Source organism: Streptomyces sp. NPDC004327, assembly GCF_042873935.1.
Classification (GTDB): domain Bacteria; phylum Actinomycetota; class Actinomycetes; order Streptomycetales; family Streptomycetaceae; genus Streptomyces.
This window is the reverse complement of record NZ_JBIAME010000001.1, coordinates 469,103-487,793: the sequence shown is the minus strand read 5'-3', so window position 1 is coordinate 487,793 and position 18,691 is coordinate 469,103. Positions and strand designations below refer to the sequence as shown.

Sequence of the window (18,691 nt, the reverse complement as noted above, 5' to 3'; positions counted from 1 at the left end):
GGCACACGTGAGGCGCGGCCCCGGTGTCCGGGGCCGCGCCTGTGCCGTGTCCGGGCCTCCCGCTCAGCGGATCACGGGTTGATGCCGTCGTACTGGAGGACCCGGTAGGCGGTGGTCTGCCGGTTCGCGTCCGAGGACCACTGCGACACGATCAGGGTCAGCGACGTCGCACTGGCGCTGCCCGGGTGGATGTACCCGCCGTACAGGAAGGGCAGTTGGGGCTTGCCCCAGTGGCTGACCGGCCACGAGCCGTCCCCGACGATCTGCACCTTGGGGGCGGTCCAGACGGCGTCGGGCCGGGCGGCGGTGCGGGTGCAGATCGAGTAGTCGGTCACGTCCAGGTAGCTCATGCAGTACCTGCCGCCGATGCGCTTCACGGAGAACTCGCCGATGTTGTTGCCGGAGAGGATGACCGACGGGCCGACGTCCCTGGTCCACTGCCAGCGGTCGTTCAGGTAGGCCCAGTTCTCCTGGGCCCCGAAGTTCCCCGCCCGGAAGTCGTCCGGCGTGATCCGGAACAGCTGGATCGCGCCGCCGTCCCCGGTGTTCTTGTGCCCGCCGTTCCAGCGCTTGGAGAAGATGTACAGATAGCCGTTGTCGATGCCGGCGAACGACCACATGCCGTACATGCTCTGGTTGGCGCCGAGACGGTCCCCGGGCCAGTGGTACGGGTAGTCGTGCCAGGTCACGCCGTGGTCGTCGGAGTAGGCCACGCCGGACATCAGCGACCCGTCCCACCCGGGCGGCGGGTCCCAGGTGAACACCGAGGTGTACTGGATGTAGGTGCGCCCGCCGAACTCGATGCAGTCGTTGGGGATGCGGGAGACCTCGGTGTCGCCGTAGCCGTTGTCCTCGTTGTGCCGGTAGTCGAAGAGCTGGCGGGCCGCGCCGCCCGTGGGCATCGCCCAGGTGAAGGAGATCGGCGTCCGGCCGGAGCTGTCGAAGCTCGCCTGGTTCAGCATCACCGGCGAGCCGATCCAGTCACCGGTCTGCCGGGGCCCCGTCCAGCTGTCGCCGAAGACGTAGCCCCATGTGCCGTCGTGCTCCCGGTAGTACGGGATGCCCAGGTCGCCCGAGACCAGGCCCTGCGCGCTCGCCGAGTCCCCGGGCTGTTCGCACAAGGGGGCACCGACCTGCCCCATGAGGGTGGCGCCCTGAGCGCCGCGCGGCGCGGCGGACGCGGTGCCGGGCGCGGCCACGGCCAGTCCCGCGCCCACCGCGAGGCCCATGCCGGCCTTCAGCGCGGTCCGCCTGCTGGGCACGCGGCCGGGCTGGGACGGGTTCGTCATCTCTCGGTCCTCCATGGTCACGACCAGCTCTGGAACGGGGTGGAGTTGCACGCGAAGGTGCGGAAGCCGTAGGCGTCGCTGTCGTCGATGCAGCGGCCGGTGAGCTGGTTCTGGAAGCGGACGGTGCCGTCGCCCCACACCTTGACCCACCAGCTCTGCTCGGCGTTCGAGTTGCAGTACACGGTGCGGAACCCGTTGTCGGTGTCCTCCACGCAGCGCCCGGTGTTCACGTTCCTCAGCTGGCGGGTGCCGTCGGCCCAGACGTGCACGGACCACTGCTGGGGGCTGGTGCCGTTGCAGCCCCACGTGCGGAAGCCGTTGGAGGTGTCGTCGATGCAGCGGTGCGTGGCCTGGTTCTGGAACGACTGGACGGCGTCCGCGGCGATCCCGGCGGCCGGCCGCGCTCCCGGGGCGCCGGCCTCGCCGGCGAAGGCGCTGGGCGCCACGGTCAGGGAGGTGAGCGCGACGAGCGCTCCCAGCAGGGCAGTTCGCGTTCTGCGCACGGGACCTCTTCCTCGTAGGGAGTCGTGTGCGCGGCGGCGTGGTCCGCCGTCGGCGACCCGCAAGGTAGCCAGCGCCATGCTGCGCGAGGCATCCGGAACGTTCCGGGTTTCGCCCCTTCTCCCCCGCGGCTAGAACCTGTCCGGCAGGGTCGGACAGGCCGTGATCCGCCGGACAGGCCCCAGCGCACCGCCCGGCGTCGCGGACCGACGGCCGTGGGCGGGCTTCGATGAGTCGGGCGGGCTTCGGTCAGTCGTCCGCCGCGGCCGGACCGCTCAGCGCGGCCCCCAGGCGGCCCACTCCCCCTGCCTCGACCAGCGAGGCCCCGTGGGCGTCCACCCGCCGCATCAGCGGTGTCATCAGAGGCAGCCCCTCGGGCGGCCGGTCCGCGCCCACGGCGACGTGCAGGCGGGCCACGAAGCGGGCGAAGCCGGCCGGGCTCGCCGGGTCGTCCGGATCGCCCGCGAAGCGCTCGGCCCTGGCCATCGCCGCCTCCGACTCCCCGACGCGTCCCATGGCGCGCAGGGCGAGCGCGAGCAGCACCCCCGACATGTGCAGGCGCCGGGCGCTGCCGGCCGCCTCCGCCCAGTCGAGCGCCTCGCGCAGATCCGTCTCCGCCGCCGCGTGGTCGCCCACCAGAGAGGAGAGCCAGGCCCGCGAGTGCAGCGCCCGGGCCCGGTACTCCGGTTCGCCGGCCTCCGCCGCGTGCCGGGCGACCGATCCGGCGAGCCGGCAGGCGTCCTCGTAGTGGCCCCGGCTCGGGAACAGGCTGCAGACCGCGATCAGCGTCAGCAGGTCCACGGCCGTCCGCAGGGCGCCGGGAACCGAGGCGAGCGCCTGTTCCACGGTGGAGGTCAGCACGGCGTGCTCCGCGCGGAACCAGGCGCGGGCCTGCTCGGTGCCTTCGAAGGCGATGCCCGGGTGGCCGGCCGGGTGGAGCCAGGGGGCTGCGGGGATGTCGTCGGCCAGTGCCGTGCGTGCCACCCTCACCGCGGTGGCGTGCAGCAGGGCCAGGACCCGGCGCAGTGCCGCGGCCCGGTCCTCGGCGGGATCGGTGGATTCGGCACGGCGCCGGCCGTAGAGCCGGAGCAGGTCGTGCAGGCGATAGCGCCCCGGGGCCGGGGACTCCAGCATTCCGGCGTCGACCAGGTCCTCCGCGAGCTTCTCGGCCGTGTGCTCCCCGGCGCCGAGCAGAGCGGCCGCGACGGACAGGGGCACGTCAGGGGTGTCGAGGAGGGACAGAAGACGGAACGCCCTGGCCCGGTCGGGCGTCAGGGCCCGGTAGCCGAGCCGGAAGGCGGACTCCACCGCGTGGTCGCCGTGGCTCAGTTCACCGAGCCGGGTGCGGGTGTCGGCCAGCCGCGCCCCGAAGGTGCGCAGGCTGTGGTCCGGCCGGGCGGCGAGGCGGGCGCCGACGATGCGTACGGCGAGCGGCAGCCGGCCGCAGGAGTCGACCAGGGCCCGGGCGGCGGCGGGTTCCGCGGCCACGCGCGCCGGGCCCGCGAGGGTGCCGAGCAACGTCACCGCCTCGGCCTCGGCGAGGACGTCGACGGCGAAGGAACGGGCGCCGGGGACCGTGAGGTGCGGTGCCCGGGTGGTGACGATGACCGCGGAGCCGGCCGTCCCGGGCAGGAGGGGGCGCACCTGGGCGGCGTCCCGGGCGTCGTCCAGGACCAGCAGCACACGGCGGTCGGCGAGCTGGGTGCGCAGCAGCGCGGCCCGCTCCTCCAGGTCCAGCGGCAGCCGGTCGGGCGGGATGCCGAGCACGGAGAGGAGATCGGCGAGCGCGCCGGCCGGGTCCGCGGGCGTGGCGCCGGCACGCAGGCCGACGTACAACTGCCCGTCGGGGAAGGCCGCGCGCAGACCGTGTGCCACGTGGACGGCGAGCGCGGTCTTGCCGACGCCGCCGATGCCGGTGACGGTCGCGACGGACATCGCCGGGCTGTGCCCGGAGCGGGCCCGCAGCAGGTGGTCCCTGATCTCGCCGATGAGCCGGCCGCGCCCGGTGAAGCAGCCGATGTCGGAAGGAAGCGGTGCCGCGGTGCTCCGCGCGCCGCCCGGCACGGTGCCCGTGGCCGCGGGTGCCGAGGGCCGGCGGCGGTCCGTCGCCGCGGGTGCCGAGGGCCGCCGGCGGTCCGTCGGCGCGGACGGCTGCCGCTGGTGGCCCGGGGCGCCGGCCGGTCGGCGCGCGGCGAGGGACGGGGCGGGTGTTCCCGGTCGGCGATCGTCCGGGGCGGCCGGGCGGGACGAGGACGAGGGGCGGGCGGCCGTGGCACCGCGTGGTGCGGGGGCGGGGGCGCTTCCTCCCGTACGGAGGCCACGGTGCAGCTCCGTCAGCTCCGCCGAGGGCCGCGTCCCCAGTTCCCGCGCCAGCACCTCGCGCGCCTCGTCGTACGCCCGGGCCGCCTCCACCTGGCGGCCGGTGCGCTGCAGCGCCAGCATCAGCAGCCCGTGCGCGCGCTCCCGCAGCGGAAACTCCGCAACCATCGAGCGGAGTCCGGTGACCACCTCCCCGTATCGCCCCAGTTCGACGGCCGCGGCGTACAGGTCTTCGCGTGCCGCCGCGAGGGACTCGGTCAGCTGTTCGCGGCGGCGCTCCGCCCAGGGCCCCGGTACCCCGGCCAACGGGACGCCCTGCCAGCGTCCGACCGCACGCGTCAGCCGCTCGTACACGGCCTCGGCCGTCCCGTCCCGGTCCGCGGTCTCGTGCGCGAACACCTCGGCGTCCACGACGACCGCCGGCGCCGGGAACCGATAGCCGCCCTCCGCGGCGACGATCGGGCGGCCTCCGGCCCGCGCGGACCCGTCCGGTTCCAGGGCCGCGCGTAATCGTGAGACGTACGTGCGGACGGCGGCGGTCGCGCTGCGCGGCGCGGCGGCCGGTCCCCACACCCCCTCCACCAGCTGCCCGGTCCCGACGACGTGGCCGCGCCGCAGCACCAGCATCGCGAACACCGCCTGCTGCTGCGGCGGTCCGAGCTCGATCCGCTCCCCGCCGAGCCGGGCGCGGAGCGGCCCGAGGAGCCGCACCGCCAGGTGCTCCGGCGGTGTCCGTGTCACTGTCGACCTGTCCATGACCACCCTCCCCCTGGCCCGTGCCGGGCCTCGCCGCCGCCCGTTCCGCCCGGCCGGCACCGGGACGTTCATCGAACGTTGAGCACTTCCCCGCAGCCCGCGCCGAAGCTCGGACAGCCGACACCGGCACACGACACACGACACACGACACACGACACGATGGAGTGGATCCATGAAGCAGCACAGCACCGGCGGGTACCGCCGGGCCGTCCTCGGCCGCCTCCTGCCCGTACTCGCCTTGGGCGGCCTGCTCTCCGCCGCCCTCACCGGGGCCGCGCACGCGGAACAGTCCGGTGGCGGCCGGGGCGAGCGCCCCTACGCCGAGCTCGGCCTGCAGGCCGGCCGGCACGCGGTCGTCCCGTGCCTGGAGCATCCGTCGAACTGCTGAGTACGGCGAACGCCGGGTGACACCGGCCCACGGCAGCCGGCGCTCGCGCGTGGGCCCGCCTTCAGAAACAGCCCAGAGGACTGGAGCCGCAGGCCCTGGAGGACACCGGGCCGGCGGCTTCCACCCCAGCACCTCCGCCGGCCGGTGCGACCGCGGCGCCCAGCGCCAACGCCACCGCCACACCGACCACCACGCGAACCGTCCGCCTGAGCACGATGGCCCTCCAGGAAACCGAACCGAAAAGGTGGTTCCCAGTAGGCCCGTCATCGATGGACGGCTGATCAACAACCGATCAACGGCCCGTTTCGCGGCCCCTCGTCACACGGAAGGCCGGGCCGGCGGACGTCGTCAGACGCTCCAGATCTCCTTCATCGTCTCCACGTCGCCCTTGGCGTTCAGCGTGATATCGAAGATGTTGCCGAAGCAGCCGTAGGGCGCCTCCACCTTGGGGTAGTCGGCGGTGGGAGCACCGATCTCCTCGGCCAGACAGCGGTCGATGTGCAGCGACAGCTGCTCGTGGTCGACCTGCTTCCACTGGCCGGGGCCGGCGGCCAGGGCCAGATACGCCTTGACGTTCTCGGGCAGGACGTAGTGCTTGGTCGGAGCGTCCTTTTCGGCGCCGTAGATCCAGTCGTTCGGCGTGCAGTGCGGCGTGGCCACCGCGGCCTCGAAACCGCCGGCGTCACGCATCAGCTGGACCTTCACCTTCGTGTGGCCCGCGGGCAGGATCGGCGGCTTGCCGCAGTCGCCGCCCTTTCCGTCACCGTCGACGTCGTCGGCCGGGCCGCCCTTTCCGGCCCCGCCGGAGTCCGCCGCCCCGGATGCCGTGGCCGACGGCGCGCTCGACGAGGCGCTGCCGCCGGAACCTCCGGCCGCGCCTTCGGCGTCGTCCGGACCGCAGGCGGCGACGCCGCTCAGCGCGGTGAGGAGCGCGATCGCGCTGAGAACACGGCGAGTTGAGGTCATTCTTCCATTCCCCCGAATGAGAGTGCTCGATGTCGTGATCATGATTGATCGACGGAGCTTTCTACACCACGGAGTTGTTGAAGATCCAATTGGCGCCTCGGCGCCCGTTCAGCGGGCCGGATCCGCCGCGCTCCGGGGCGGCGTCCAAACGGTCCCCCGCGCCTCGTACTCCAGCATCTCCTCCAGGTTCGTCGCCGCGTCGGCGCCGAGTGCGCGGCGGACCAGCCAGAGGGCGAGGTCCAGGCCCGAGGTGACGCCGCCGGAGGTGACGAGGTCGCCGTCGTCGACGACACGGGCGTTCTTCACCAGGCCGCCCTGTGCCTGGAGGTCCGGCTTGGCCTTGTGATGGGTGGTGCACGGACGTCCCTTGGTGAGCCCCGCGGCCGAGAGCAGCATGACGCCGGTGCACAGAGCGGCGACGGTGAGACCCGGGCGGGGCGCGGCCGCCAGGGCGCGGGGCAGGGTGCCGCGGTCGATCTCGGCCCGGACGCCGGGGCTGTCGCGGCGGGCGTAGCCGCCGCCGGGGACGACGAGCAGGTCCGCCTCCTCGGGGGCCCACGGGTGGATGCCGCGCACCACAGTGCCGTACGCGCCGGTGACGCCGCGGGCCCCGGTGGCCGAGACGTAGCGGACCTCCACCGGGCGCGGGGTGAAGAACCCGGCGGCCGAGAGGACCTCGTAGGGGCCGGCGAAGTCGAGTTCCTCCACGCCGTCGAACATCACCAGGTGGACGCGGAGGGGGCGGCCCGGATCGGGGGCCGCCGCGGACGCGGGAGGGGCGGCCGTGGCGGCGAGGGCTCCCGTGGCGCCGAGGGCGGTGGTGGCGCGGAGTAACTGCCTGCGGTTCATGGGGTGGTGCTCCTGTTCCTGGAGTGCCGGGTGACGACATGACAGGGGTCGGGCGGCGGCACTCCCCGGTTCCCGCCGCTCGCCGGGAACCCGCCGCCCGGTCCGTCCGACTCCTGAAGCGCACGACGACGGCGGCGGTGAAGGGCACGGGATGGGCGGACTGGACATACGGATGCGGGCGGTCACCTGCCGGCACGGCCGCAACGAGGCGGTCGCCGGAGTCGACCTGGAGATCGCCGCTGGTGAGCGGGTGGCCCTGACCGGGACGAACGGGTCCGGGAAGACGACGCTGCTGCGGGCGGTCCTCGGGCTGCACCGGCAGGTCGGCGGCACCATCGAGGTCGGTGGGCGGCCGGCCCGTACGGCGGCCGAGTGGGCGTGGCGACGGCGGTCGTGCGCCTGGATCCCGCAGAAGCCGGCCGCGGGGCGGTTCCCCTTGCGCGGGCACGAGCTCCTGGCGAGCGGCGGCGCGCCGGCCGACGCGGCCGCGGCCGCCGGGCGGCTGGGAGTCGGCGCGCTGAGCGGCCGGCCCGTCGACACGCTGTCCGGCGGGCAGTTGCAGCGCATGTACCTGGCCCGAGCCATGGGATCGGTCGCCGCCGGGGCGGGGGTGCTCCTCGCCGACGAGCCGACCGCCGCGCTCGACTTCGCCGGGCAGGAGGAGGCGGCCGACGCCCTGACCGCCCTGCCGGTGACGCTGGTCGTCGTCACGCACGACCGGGCCCTCGCCGAACGCTGCGACCGGGTCCTGGAGATGGCCGCCGGCCGGCTGCGGGAGGTGCGGTGAGCACGCTCGCGACGGCCGACCTCGGGGTGATGCTCCAGCTCGAAGCGGTCCGGCGGGCCGGTCTCGCCCTGCTGCTCGCGGCCGTCGCGCTGCCCGTGATCGGTGTGGTCATCGTCGGGCTCGACATCATGCCGGTGCGGTTCGCGATGATGCACGTCGCCCTCCTCGGCATCGCGGTCGGGCTGCTGACCGGGCTCGATCCGATGCTGTGCGCGCTGGTGGCGTGCGCGCTGTCGGGCGCGGGGGTGGCGCCACTGGCCCGGACGCCCGACGGACTGTCCGGCGCCATGGGCCTGTTGATGAGTCTGGCGATCGCCGCCGCGCTCCTCGTCCTCGCCGTCTCCGGCGTCAACGCCTCGGGCGCCTTCGCCCTGCTCTGGGGCTCGATCCTGTCCGTCGGCACGGCCGACCTTGTCGTCCTCGGCGTCCTCGCCGTGGTCGTGCCGTCCCTGTTCTGGTGGAAGCGGCGGGAGGTCGCCCTGCTCCTGTACGACCGGGAGCTCGCCCAGTGCTCGGGCGTCCCCGTCCGTCTCCTCACCACCGCGCTCCTCGTGCTCGTCGCGGTGGCCGTCGCCGGGGCGATCAAGCTGACCGGCGCGCTGCTCGTCGACGCGCTGACCCTGCTGCCGGCGCTCGCCGCGCGGCGGCTCGGCCGCTCGCTGTGGTCGATCACCCTGTGGGCGGTCGGCGTCGGCGTCGCGGTCGATCTCACCGGCTTTCTGCTGGCCCTCTGGCTGGACTGGCCTCCGGGCCCGGTCCTCGTCCTCACGGCGGGGGCCGTCGTCCTCGCCGCGCATCTGATCCCCGAACGGAGAAACAGCTCATGGCGCGCAACCGCGTCCGCACGGCCCGTATCGCTTCCCTCCTCGCACTGACCGCGGCGCTCGCCCTGCTCACCGGGTGCGGCGGCGAGGACGCTGCGGGGCCGGCGGCCCACAAGGGGGCCGGCCACCGGCCGGCGGTGGTCGTCACGACCACCTGGGAGGGGGCCTTCGCCAAGGCCGCCGGCGCCGAGGACGTCACGGTGATCGTGCCGCGGTCGGTCCACCACGCCCCCGACTACGACCCGAAGCCCTCGGACCTGGCCGCCGTCGCGCGGGCCGACTTCGTGCTGTACGCGCCCTTCGAGCCGTACGCCGCGAAGATCAAGGAGGCGGCCGGGTCGAAGGCGAGGCTGGTCGAGGTGAACCTGGACAACGAGCCGGCGAGGGCCAGTGCCGAAATCACCCGCCTGGGCGGCCTGTTCGGCACGAAGGGCGCCGCCGAGCGGTTCACGGCGCGGCTCGACGGGGAGGTCGCCCGGCTGAACGGCGAGCTCGAGTCGGCGTGGCCGGGCGGGAAGAGCCCTGTCGTCGTCACCCAGGTCTTCACCGGCTGGGCGGCCGGCCTCGCGGGCGCGACGACGGTGGGGACGTACGGCCCCGAGCCGGTCACCCCGGCCCGGCTGGCCGCGCTGTCGGCGAGGAAGCCCGCCCTCGTCCTCGACAACGCCCACATGTCGACGGGCACGGTGCTGCCCGACGTGGCTGCGAAGCAGGTGGAGGTCGTGAACTACCCGGGCGAGGACCTGGACCTGCTCGCCGTGTACCGCGACGCGGCCGCGGCGATGAAGAAGGCCATGGGCGGGGCCTGACCCCGTACGGGAAGGGGGAGGGGCACGCTTCGGCGTCCCCCTCCCCCTTCGCTCATCCCCGGACGGGTGCGGGAGTGCGGCGTTCGCCGGCGGCTCTGCGCCGGAGGGCGGCCCGGTCCGTCTTGCCCGCGGCGGTGAGCGGCAGCGCGTCCACGAGCAGCACGTGCTCCGGGTGCTTGTAGCGGTCCACACCACGGGCGGTCAGATGCGCGCCCAGGTCGTCCGGCGTCGGCGCCGCACCGCCCCTGACCACCACACAGGCCACCAGGCGCTCCCCCATCAGCGGGTCGGGGACGCCCACGCAGACGACGTCGCGCACGGCCGGGTGACCGGCCAGTTCGCGCTCCACCTCGGCCGGGCTGATGTTGGCGCCGCCGCGGATGACGACGTCCTTGAGACGTCCGACGACGTGCAGGACGCCGTCCTCGTCGAGGTGGCCGAGGTCTCCGGTGCGGACCCAGCCCTCGGCGGTGCGGTAGCGGGCGTCGAGCTCCGGAGCGGCGACGTAGCAGAGCGGCGTCATCGGGCCGCGCGCGACGATCTCGCCGGTCCGCCCGCCGGGCAGCGGCTCGTGGGTCTCGGTGTCGACGACCCTGATCTCCGCCACGCGCGGGTCGGGGCGTCCCGCGACGACTCCGGAGCGGTCGGTGGGCGGGACCTTGTGGTCCAGGCCGGTGTGGCAGTTGACGCCGTCGGCCGATCCGTACAGGTTCACGACGTGACAGCCGAAGGCCTCGGCGGCGGCGGACGCGGTGGCCTCGTCGAGCGGGGCGCCGCCGAGGACGAGCGCCGTCGGGGCGGGCACGCGTTCTCCCGTCCGCTCCTTGTGCTCCAGCATCATCCGGATCATCGTCGGGACGCCGAGGACGTGGGTGGGGGCGTGCTCGCGCATCGCCGCCAGCGCGGCCTCCGGGGTGAAGTGATCGAGCAGGACGAGGGATCCGCCGTGCCGGGCGAGGGTGACGGCGGTGCCGTTCGAGCCGAAGGCGGAGGCGAGCGGGACGAGGAAGAGGCAGCGGGGCGGGGTGGCGTCGGGTATGAGGGAGGCGAAGAAGTTGCCCCGTCCGCCGGCGAGGGCGTTGTGGGAGTACGCGATCATCTTCGGCTCCGCCTCCGAGCCGGAGGAGACGAGGATGCGGGCGGCGCTGTCGGGGTCGGGGCGGGCCGGGACGAAACCGGTGGGGTCGGTGCGCAGCAGTTCTCTGAGCGGAATCGTTCCTGCGGGCGGGGTCCCCGGTCCGGCGGAGATCACGTGCCGCAGGGCCGGCAGGGCGGGCGCGATCGTGACGAGGCCGGCGGCAGGCGTCCGGGACCGGTGTTCGGTGGCGGCGATGACGGCGACGGCCTCGGCCCGGCGCAGCAGGCACTCCGCCTCGACGGCCCCGCGCCCGACCGGGAAGGGGAGGGCGACGGCGCCGAGGGCGGCGATCGCCAGGTCGGCGATGACGGCGTCGCGGCGGTCGGGGAGCTGGACGGCGACGACGTCCCCGGGGCCGATGCCGAGGCCGCGCAGGCCCTCGGCCAGGCTTCTGGCCCTGCGGTCGAGCGCCGTGTAGCAGAGCGTGCCCTTGGCGTCGTGGATCGCGGTGCGGTGCAGGTCGGCGATCTGCCGGGCCCGGAACAGGCTGTAGAGGTCGAGGTCCGGGCAGGTGCCGTCCACCGCCCACGAGCGGCGGAGTCCGGCGGGCAGCAGGTCGGTGAGGGTGACGGTCACGCGAGGCTCCAGGGGTCGGGAACGGCGGGGGCACCGTGCGTGTCCCGGCTGATCGGGCCGGACAGGCGCGGGTCGTGTGCGAGGCCGGTGAGATCGGTGGTGACGGCGGTCGCCGTCAGGCCGCGGGCCCGCAGCCGGTGCAGGGCGTCCTCGGTGCACAGCCCGCTCAGGTCGTGCGCGGCCGCTGCCGTCGCACTGGCGTCGCTCGGCGCGATCCAGCCGTCCGCGGTCCGCAGCGGGCGCCGGAATCCGGCCGGCGGGCGGGGGTCGTGGCCCTGGCGGACGCGTTCCAGGGCGGGGGCGAGCAGGGTGTCGGCCGCGCCGAGCAGCGAGGATTCGACCCGTACGCCGTGGCCGGTGCGCTCGCGCAGGAGCAGGCCGGCGAGCACGGCCTCCGTGCCGTGGAGGCCGCCGAGGACGTCGAGCAGGGTCATGAGGGAGGGCGCGGGCGGTTCATCAGCGGGGTGGACGGCCTCGCCGACGCCGGTGCGGGCCTGCACCATGAAGTCCGTGCCCATGGGGGCGTGCGCGATCCGGTCCGCCCAGCCGCCGGTGTAGGCGTGGACGAGGGAGGGGTTGGCGGCGGCCAGGTGCTCGGCGTCGAGTGCGAGCGCGGCCGCCTTGCCCGGGGCCCAGTTGTGCAGGAACACGTCCGCCTCGGCGGCCAGTTCGCGCAGCCGTCCGCGCTCGCCGGGCGACGTGATGTCGATCTCGACGGCCTCCTTTCCCCGGTTGAGGGCGAGCCAGCGCGCGGAGACGCCGGCGCGGGCGGGCGGCATGCCGCGCAGCGGGTCGCCGCCGGGCGGCTCGACCCGGATGATCCGCGCGCCGAGGAGGCCCAGCAGGTGGGCGGCCAGCGGCGCCTGGATCCGGCGCCCGGCCTCCAGCACGGTCATTCCCTCCAGCGGACGGGCCGGGGAGGCCGGCGGCCGGGCCACGGGGGCGCCGGGCCGGAGGGCCCGCAGGGTCCAGGGGTCGGCACCGTCGTCCTCGTGCGCGCGCTCCGCGAGCGTGCGCAGCCGGCAGACCTCGGCTCCGGAGGCGTCGGCCGCCTGCCGGATCCGTTCGATCGGCTGCGCACGGGTGACCTCGTGCAGGGACCGCGGGAGGGGCGCGCAGGCCGTGGCGTACCGGAACTGGAAGGGCCGCCAGCCCGCCCGTATCGCCTCGGCCGGCGCTCCGAGGGCCCGCCAGAAGTCGGCCCAGGCTCCGGGATCGAGCGTCTCCAGCTCGAAGACGACGCCGTCGGCCGAGGTGAACGGCGGGACGCCCGGGGCGAGTTCGACGGCCTCCGGCTCGTCGGCGCCGGACGCGGCCAGGTACTGCGAGACGGCGAGCAGGCCGGCCCGGTCGGCCGTGACGTCCGCGTGCCGGGGCCCGGAGCCGCCGCGCGCCTGGGCGACGAGGGCCGCGAGCAGCCCCTGGACGGCGAGCACGCCGGTCGCGGTGGCCAGGTAGTCGACGCCGAGGCCGCGCGGGGCTCCGTGGCGGCGGCCGTGCACGGCCATCACACCGGTGGCGGCCTGCGCGGTGGCCTCGTCGTCGATGCCGGAGCCCCGGGCGCCCCAGGCGGCACGGGCGGTGACCGGCGCGAACCCGGCGCCGCCGAGGGCGATCTCCCCGCGGTCCGCGTCCCGGACCCGTCCGCCGAGCCGCCGCAGATGGTCGGCGACGACCGCCGTCATGGACCGCGGCCCGGCGATGCCGAAACCCAGTGCGTCGAGCGGGCGGCGAACCGCGGTGTACGTGGTCGCTGGTGACGCCATGGCTGTCCTCTCGTGGTGGCGATGCGAAGGCGGGAACTGGCGGGCCGGTACGCCCGACCACTTCCACGGGCAGGCAGTCGGACGTGTGTTCTGTCGAGTTCCCATGACGGAGGAAACAGTGACGGATCATGACGTAAGGGATGTCGACCTGCTGGAGAAGCGGGTGGAGGCTTTCGTCCGCGAGCGGGTGTTCCCGTGCGAGGCGCGGCTCGACGCCGGCGGGCCGCCCGCCCGGGAGCTGCGGGCCCGGCTGCGCACGGAGGCACGCGCGGCCGGCCTGTGGGCACTGCCGCTGCCGGCCGGACTGGGCGGCGGAGGGCTCCCGTTGAGCGCCTACGCGGCCGTCGCGGAGTCCGAGGGGGCCAGCGACCACGGCCCGGCGGCCCTGGGGTCCGCGTCCCTGCTGGACGTGACCATGCTGGCCCGGCACGGCTCGTCCCGGGTGCGCTCGGAATACCTCCGCCGCGTGGTCTCGGGCGAGCTCCGTACGTGTTACGCGATGACGGAGCCGGACGCCCCCGGCACCGAGCCGCTCCTCACCACCGCCCGGGCGCGGCGGCGAGCCGGCGGCGGGTGGACCGTCACGGGACGCAAGTGGTTCGTGTCGGGGGCGGCGGAGGCGGATCTGGTGACCGTGCTCGTGCGCACGAGCGGCTCCGCCGGGGACCGCGACGGCCTGTCCCTGTTCCTCGTCCCCACCGGCTCCCCCGGCTTCCGCGTCGTTCGTGAGCTGCCCGTGCTCGGCGCCACCGGACAGTACGAGATCGGGTTCGACCGTGTGCGCGTCGACGGGGACCATCTCGTCGGCGAGCCGGGCCAGGCCCTGGCGATCGCCGGCGAACGGCTCCTGCTCGGCCGCACCTTGCGGGCGCTGCGCTGGATCGGGCAGGCACAGCGCGCCTTCGACCTGATGTGTGCGCGCGCCGTGGAGCGGCAGGGCGCGCGCGGCCCGCTCGCGGACCGGCAGCTCGTGCAGCGGCACGTCTTCGAGTCGCTCCTGGCGCTGCGGAGCGCCCGCGCGCTGGTGCGCGAGGCGATGGCGCTGGTCGCGGAGGGGCGCGACGCCCATGTGGAGGTGGGCCTGGCGAAGACGGCGGCGGCCCGCACCCTCCAGGAGGTCGCCGACCGCGCCATCCAGGTGTTCGGCGCCGCCGGGCTCGGCCCGGACACGCCGCTGCCCGCCCTGTTCCGCACGGGCCGGACGGCACGGATCCTCGACGGCCCCGACGAGCAGCACGTCTCCTCGGTCGCCCGGCGGGTGCTGCGGGGCCGGCGGCCGGGATCCTCCGTCACACCCGCGTGAGGTCGACGCGGCCGAGGAGGGCGGCCAGGCCGAGGGCCAGGAAGAAGTCTCCCCAGACCAGTTCGTGGCGGACGGCGGTGCCGCTCCGCGCGTCGTAGCAGCCGTCCAGGAGCATGCCGGCGGGCCCGGGCCCGCCGGGCCGGGTGAGGTGCGCGTCGACGAGCCGGCGCAGGACCGCCTCCGCGCGGGCCGCCGCCTCCCCCGCCCAAGCGGCTTCGGTCAGGCACCCGAGCTTCAGCAGGGCGACCGCGGCGATGGCGGCCGCGGAGGTGTCCGGCGGCCCCTCGGGGGCACCGGCTTCGGCAGGCGGGACGACCGGCCCGTCGAGGAACTCCCCTCGCAGGAGCAGACGTTGGGCGTCGGTGGCCAGCCGGTCCGTGTGCCAGGACGGGCCGTCCGCGCGCAGCAGACCGTCCGCGACCGCCAGGAGCAGCCATGCCTCGCCCCGGCTCCAGCCGGGCGCGGGATCGGCCTCCGCCGCCCAGCCGCCGCGCGCCACGTCCCAGCGCCACGCCGGGCGGGGCCGCCATGAGCCCTCCCGCGTCAGGCACAGGTCGAGGTGGCGGTGCAGATGCGCCGACGCCGCCGCCCGCCCCTCGTCTCCGGCGCACGCCAGGAGGGGTACGAGGCCGGGGACGCCGTCCGCGCGGGCCCGCAGCCGGGGCCCGCCGAGCGCGGCGCCCCACGGGACCAGGCCGAGCGCCGGGTCCCAGGCCGCGAGCGCGGCCTTCGCCGCGCGCTGGCGCAGCACGGCGGCGGCCGCGTCGTCCTCGTCGGCCAGGGCGGTCCCGTACCAGACGACGAGACCGCGGGTCGCGGTGTCCGCCTCGGCCCAGGGCGCGAGCCGGGCGGTCGCGGCGGCGGCCGCCGCGCGGTCCGCGGCGCCGCCGGTGTGCCGGGCGCGCAGCCGGAGCAGGCCGGCCCAGAAGCCGCCGGTCCACGAACCTCGCCCGGTGGTCGTCCAGCGGCCGCCGTCCGGGTCGGCGTACAGCGGAAAGCGCTCCCCCACCTGCCCGGCGGTCTCGGCCACCCGCCAAAGCAGCAGCTCCAGCGCCTCCTCGGCCCAGCCCCTCGCGCCGCTCACGTCGCGACCCCTCGGACCGATCGCGTCGCGACCCCTCGCCCCGCTCACCTCGCGGCCTTCGCACCGCTCACGTCGCGGCCCCCCGCCCCGCTCATGTCGCAACTCCTCGCACCGATCACCTCGCGACCCCTCGCCCCCATCACGTCGCGACCCCTCGCGACCCCTCGGACCGATCACCTCGCGACCCCTCCCACCGATCACCTCCGGCCCCTCGCCCGCTCACCTCGCGGCCCCCCGCACCGCTCACGTCGCGGCCCCCCGCCCCGTACGGCGGTCCCTGACCGCCCAGAGGACGGCGACGGCGCCCGCGACGGCGAACTCCCCCGCGACCAGGGCCCAGCCCTCGCCGTACCGGCCGCGCTCCGCGAGCAGGCCGAAGAGCGGCGGGCCCACGGCGAAACCGGCGAAGAAGCCGGCCGCGACCAAGGCCGAGTCCTGCCCGGCCCGCCCCGGCGCCGAGCGCTGCAGCACGAGGACCATCGAGACGGCGTTGCCGGACACGGCGAAGACGCCCACCGCCACGGCGGCCGGCCACACCAGCGGCTCGACGCGAACGGCGAGGACCAGCAGCGCGGCCGCGCCGACGGCGCCGCCCGCGAGCAGGCCGGGGAGCCAGGGGGCCCGGCCGGGCGTGGCGGCACGGGACCAGCCGACGCGGCCGGCGATCCCGGCGAGGCCGAGGACCGCGACGAGCGCACCGGCCACCGTCGGCCCCATGCCGAGCCGGCGGGCACCGAACAGCGCCAGATAGGTGTTCACGGAGGCGATGCCCGCGCCCAGGAAGAGCGAGAAGCCGGCCAGCCACGGCACGGGGCCGTCAGGTGCGGCCGGTGCACGGAGCGCTGGGCCGGCCTTGGCCGGCGGGTCGGCCGGCAGCGCCCGCCAGGCCCACAGGGCGGCGCCGAGCGCCGCCGCGGACGCCACCCACACCGCGCCCCGCCAGCCGAGCGGGCCGGCCGCCGCCGCGAGCGGCAACCCGGCCGCGAAGGCGCCGAGTTGCACGCCGGACTGCTTGGTGCCCGTGACGGCACCGCGCCTCGGCGCCGGGACGGCGGCCAGGATCGCCTTGTTCGTCGCCGGGTTGGCGAGCGCCTGCGGCAGACCGCCCAGGGCGACCGCCACGAGGAGCAGGGCGGGGCCGGGAGCCGCGCCCGCGAGGCCGAGCGCCGCTCCCGACACGGCGAGCAGGGCGACGAGCGCGCGCCGGGGGCCGACCCGGTCCACGATCCGGCCACCGGCCGGCGAGAGCACGGCGGCGGTACCGAACCCGACCGTGGTCGTCAGGCCGAGCAGCGTCGGGGAGACGCCGAGCGCGTCGACGAGGCGCGGCCCGAGCGCCCCGAGCAGGAAGAGCTGCATCATCGAGAAGGCCATGGCCGTCGTCAGCAGCGCGGTCAGCCCGCGCGGCGCGACGCGCCCGGACTCCACCGCCTCTCCACCTGCGGCCGCCGCCGTACCCGCGGACTTCACGTGGCTCCCCCTCCCGTGCGACGGCCGGGCCACCCGGAGTCGCCACCGAGAAGTCGTCGCGGGGGTGCCGGGAGTTCCCGAGGCGCTCTTGTGGGCCGCGCCACAGTCGCGTACTCATGACCCGACAGGTCGAGGGGGCGGCCGTGAGTGCCGCACCCGCCCTCATGCCTCCGGAGAGGGGTGCAAGGATGGGCGCGCCATGACACCAGGCCGATGTTCGCGAGGAGTGCGAGCCGCGATGTTCGCGGCCGTCTGTGTGCTGCTCGCGGCCACCGGCCACGTCCTGATGTCGGGTCAGGACCTGCCGGCGCCGGCGCTCGGACTCGCGTTCGCGGGGACTCTCGCCGTCGCCTGGGTCCTGGCGGGCCGCGAGCGCGGCCTGTTCGCGGTGACGGCGGCGGCCGTGGCCGTCCAGAGCGCCCTGCACCAGGCGTTCTCCTGGTCCCAGCGGCCCGGGGCCCTGCCGCCGCGTCAGCCCGCCGTGGAGCACATGGCGATGGCTCACACGGCCATGGGGCACATGGACATCGGGCACATGGACATGGACATGGACATGGGCATGGGCATGGGGCTGATGCACATGGGCATGGGGCGGATGGACACGGCCTACGCGACCATGGGACACGCGGCCATGGAACACGTGCCCGCGGGCTCGGGGGCCGGCGCCCACGACATGACGGACATGTCGTCGTCCCTCGGGATGCTGTCCGCGCACCTCCTCGCCGCGCTCCTGAGCGGCCTGTGGATGGCGTACGGGGAGCGGGCCGTCTTCCGTCTCGTACGGGCGCTGCCACTGTGGCGCTTCCGGCCCCTGTGGCCGCTGCGACTCCTGCTCGCCGCCGTCGTCCCCGTACCCCCGCGGCATCCTCGGATCCGGCCCGTCCGCGCCGGTGACGAGCACGCTCCCCGGCAGCTCCTCCTCGCTCATTCCGTCATCTCCCGGGGTCCCCCGAGGGCACTCGCTGTCTCCTGACAGCCGGCTCCCCGAGCTCGACCGCTGACGACCGTCACCGCTGTCGCTCGGGCATCGGCCCTGCCCTCCCGGCGGGCCGCGACCCCTCACCGGCGCCGCCGGACTCCCGCGCGTCGCCGGATTCCCCTTGCCTCTTAAGGACTTGTGGCGATGACTCCTGCCCACGACACCCTCCACCAGGGTCCGGCGAGACCCGCTCGCTCCGCGCACACCCCGGACGCCGGGGCGGACGCGGCGACGACCCTGCTCGCGCTGGCCGCGCGGGACGGCAACCCCGCGAAGGCCGACCTGTTCGTCCGGGCCCTGCACCGCGACGTCTGGCGGTACGTGGCGTATCTGAGCGCCGACCGCCAGGCCGCCGACGACCTCACCCAGGAGGTCTTCCTGCGCGCGATCGCCGCACTGCCCCGCTTCCAGGGCCGGTCCTCGGCGCGCACCTGGCTCCTCTCCATCGCCCGCCGGACGGTGGTCGACAGCCTGCGCCACGCCGCCGCCCGCCCGAGGCTGTCCGACCGCGACGACTGGCAGGCGGAGGCGGAGCACACCCAGCCCCTGGGCCTGCCCGGATTCGAGGACGGTGTCGCGCTCGCCGAACTCATGGCCTCGATCCCGGCCGAACGGCGCGACGCCTTCGTGCTCACGCAACTCCTCGGCCTGCCGTACGCCGAGGCGGCCGAGGCCATCGGCTGCCCGGTCGGCACGGTCCGCTCGCGCGTCGCCCGCGCCCGCGCGTCCCTGGTCTCCCTGCTGCGGGGCGACGGGGAACCGGAGTCCACGGGTGGGCCGGCGGCCGGCACCGCGCGGCGGAGGTTCACCGGGGCGCTCGCCCTGGCCTGACCTCCGCGCTCGGGCGGCGGGAGGGGCCGGGACCCCAAAGCCGGGACCCCGACCCC

16 protein-coding genes are annotated in these 18,691 nt (G+C 75.6%); 7 read left to right on the top strand and 9 right to left on the bottom strand.

Annotation, left to right across the window (positions count from 1 at the left end; all coding sequences use genetic code 11):
- Positions 1-71 precede the first annotated feature (71 nt).
- From ACFYU9_RS02095 to ACFYU9_RS02085, 3 genes are all read right to left on the bottom strand, one after another.
- Positions 72-1,289, bottom strand: coding sequence for a DUF4185 domain-containing protein (locus ACFYU9_RS02095; protein ID WP_389210006.1), 1,218 nt, complete (start codon positions 1,287-1,289; stop codon positions 72-74).
- A 17-nt stretch (positions 1,290-1,306) separates the two neighbouring features.
- A complete protein-coding gene (locus ACFYU9_RS02090; protein ID WP_389210004.1) occupies positions 1,307-1,792 on the bottom strand; it encodes an RICIN domain-containing protein in 486 nt (161 codons plus the stop codon).
- Between the two features lie 247 nt (positions 1,793-2,039).
- Positions 2,040-4,865, bottom strand: a complete 2,826-nt coding sequence (locus ACFYU9_RS02085; protein ID WP_389341501.1) for a BTAD domain-containing putative transcriptional regulator — start codon at positions 4,863-4,865, stop codon at positions 2,040-2,042.
- A gap of 172 nt (positions 4,866-5,037) precedes the next feature.
- Here ACFYU9_RS02085 and ACFYU9_RS02080 point away from each other — a divergent pair, with 172 nt between their 5' ends.
- Positions 5,038-5,253: a hypothetical protein gene (locus tag ACFYU9_RS02080; protein WP_389210000.1), complete on the top strand. Its 216-nt coding sequence runs from the start codon at positions 5,038-5,040 to the stop codon at positions 5,251-5,253.
- A gap of 348 nt (positions 5,254-5,601) precedes the next feature.
- Here the strand turns inward: ACFYU9_RS02080 and ACFYU9_RS02075 are convergent, their stop codons facing one another.
- Positions 5,602-6,219: a hypothetical protein gene (locus ACFYU9_RS02075; protein WP_389341498.1), complete on the bottom strand. Its 618-nt coding sequence runs from the start codon at positions 6,217-6,219 to the stop codon at positions 5,602-5,604.
- Positions 6,220-6,327: 108 nt separating this feature from the next.
- Positions 6,328-7,068, bottom strand: coding sequence for a DJ-1/PfpI family protein (locus ACFYU9_RS02070; protein ID WP_389341495.1), 741 nt, complete (start codon positions 7,066-7,068; stop codon positions 6,328-6,330).
- A 151-nt stretch (positions 7,069-7,219) separates the two neighbouring features.
- Here ACFYU9_RS02070 and ACFYU9_RS02065 point away from each other — a divergent pair, with 151 nt between their 5' ends.
- From ACFYU9_RS02065 to ACFYU9_RS02055, 3 genes are read left to right on the top strand one after another with little or no spacing between them, the layout of a single operon-like run.
- Positions 7,220-7,855 (top strand): ATP-binding cassette domain-containing protein, encoded by a 636-nt coding sequence (locus tag ACFYU9_RS02065; protein ID WP_389341492.1) that lies wholly within the window; start codon positions 7,220-7,222, stop codon positions 7,853-7,855.
- Positions 7,852-8,730 (top strand): metal ABC transporter permease, encoded by an 879-nt coding sequence (locus ACFYU9_RS02060; RefSeq protein WP_389209992.1) that lies wholly within the window; start codon positions 7,852-7,854, stop codon positions 8,728-8,730. The genes ACFYU9_RS02065 and ACFYU9_RS02060 overlap by 4 nt, the downstream gene beginning before the upstream one ends.
- Positions 8,679-9,488 carry a metal ABC transporter solute-binding protein, Zn/Mn family gene (locus ACFYU9_RS02055; protein WP_389341489.1) on the top strand — a complete coding sequence of 270 codons (810 nt, stop codon included), beginning with the start codon at positions 8,679-8,681 and terminating at the stop codon, positions 9,486-9,488. The genes ACFYU9_RS02060 and ACFYU9_RS02055 overlap by 52 nt, the downstream gene beginning before the upstream one ends.
- A 52-nt stretch (positions 9,489-9,540) precedes the next feature.
- Here the strand turns inward: ACFYU9_RS02055 and ACFYU9_RS02050 are convergent, their stop codons facing one another.
- Positions 9,541-11,202 (bottom strand): class I adenylate-forming enzyme family protein, encoded by a 1,662-nt coding sequence (locus ACFYU9_RS02050; protein WP_389341486.1) that lies wholly within the window; start codon positions 11,200-11,202, stop codon positions 9,541-9,543.
- Entirely contained in the window at positions 11,199-12,968 is a 1,770-nt protein-coding gene (locus ACFYU9_RS02045) for a CoA transferase (protein ID WP_389341483.1), read from the bottom strand. Before ACFYU9_RS02045 ends, ACFYU9_RS02050 begins: the two co-directional genes overlap by 4 nt.
- 118 nt (positions 12,969-13,086) lie before the next feature.
- Here ACFYU9_RS02045 and ACFYU9_RS02040 point away from each other — a divergent pair, with 118 nt between their 5' ends.
- Complete coding sequence (locus ACFYU9_RS02040; protein WP_389341480.1) at positions 13,087-14,271, top strand: acyl-CoA dehydrogenase family protein; 1,185 nt, start codon at positions 13,087-13,089, stop codon at positions 14,269-14,271.
- Here ACFYU9_RS02040 and ACFYU9_RS02035 read toward each other — a convergent pair.
- Together ACFYU9_RS02035 and ACFYU9_RS02030 are read right to left on the bottom strand one after the other, a co-directional pair.
- On the bottom strand, positions 14,258-15,355 hold the full coding sequence (locus ACFYU9_RS02035; RefSeq protein WP_389341478.1) for a sugar ABC transporter permease: 1,098 nt from the start codon (positions 15,353-15,355) through the stop codon (positions 14,258-14,260). The two genes, ACFYU9_RS02040 and ACFYU9_RS02035, sit on opposite strands and share 14 nt — an antisense overlap.
- 243 nt (positions 15,356-15,598) lie before the next feature.
- The gene (locus tag ACFYU9_RS02030) at positions 15,599-16,825 is read right to left on the bottom strand and encodes an MFS transporter (protein ID WP_389341475.1); all 1,227 of its coding nucleotides are present in this window, start codon (positions 16,823-16,825) and stop codon (positions 15,599-15,601) included.
- A gap of 238 nt (positions 16,826-17,063) precedes the next feature.
- On the opposite strand from ACFYU9_RS02030, the gene ACFYU9_RS02025 reads away from it, so the two are divergent.
- A complete protein-coding gene (locus tag ACFYU9_RS02025; protein WP_389341472.1) occupies positions 17,064-17,798 on the top strand; it encodes a hypothetical protein in 735 nt (244 codons plus the stop codon).
- Positions 17,799-17,948: 150 nt separating this feature from the next.
- Positions 17,949-18,635, top strand: a complete 687-nt coding sequence (locus tag ACFYU9_RS02020; RefSeq protein ID WP_389341469.1) for a sigma-70 family RNA polymerase sigma factor — start codon at positions 17,949-17,951, stop codon at positions 18,633-18,635.
- Positions 18,636-18,691 lie beyond the last annotated feature (56 nt).

Coding starts and splice junctions, on each gene's coding strand:
- ACFYU9_RS02095 (WP_389210006.1), bottom strand. CDS start 1,289: ATGACGAACCCGTCCCAGCCCGGCCGCGTGCCCAGCAGGCGGACCGCG.
- ACFYU9_RS02085 (WP_389341501.1), bottom strand. CDS start 4,865: ATGGACAGGTCGACAGTGACACGGACACCGCCGGAGCACCTGGCGGTG.
- ACFYU9_RS02080 (WP_389210000.1), top strand. CDS start 5,038: ATGAAGCAGCACAGCACCGGCGGGTACCGCCGGGCCGTCCTCGGCCGC.
- ACFYU9_RS02075 (WP_389341498.1), bottom strand. CDS start 6,219: ATGACCTCAACTCGCCGTGTTCTCAGCGCGATCGCGCTCCTCACCGCG.
- ACFYU9_RS02070 (WP_389341495.1), bottom strand. CDS start 7,068: ATGAACCGCAGGCAGTTACTCCGCGCCACCACCGCCCTCGGCGCCACG.
- ACFYU9_RS02065 (WP_389341492.1), top strand. CDS start 7,220: ATGGGCGGACTGGACATACGGATGCGGGCGGTCACCTGCCGGCACGGC.
- ACFYU9_RS02055 (WP_389341489.1), top strand. CDS start 8,679: ATGGCGCGCAACCGCGTCCGCACGGCCCGTATCGCTTCCCTCCTCGCA.
- ACFYU9_RS02045 (WP_389341483.1), bottom strand. CDS start 12,968: ATGGCGTCACCAGCGACCACGTACACCGCGGTTCGCCGCCCGCTCGAC.
- ACFYU9_RS02025 (WP_389341472.1), top strand. CDS start 17,064: ATGTTCGCGGCCGTCTGTGTGCTGCTCGCGGCCACCGGCCACGTCCTG.
- ACFYU9_RS02020 (WP_389341469.1), top strand. CDS start 17,949: ATGACTCCTGCCCACGACACCCTCCACCAGGGTCCGGCGAGACCCGCT.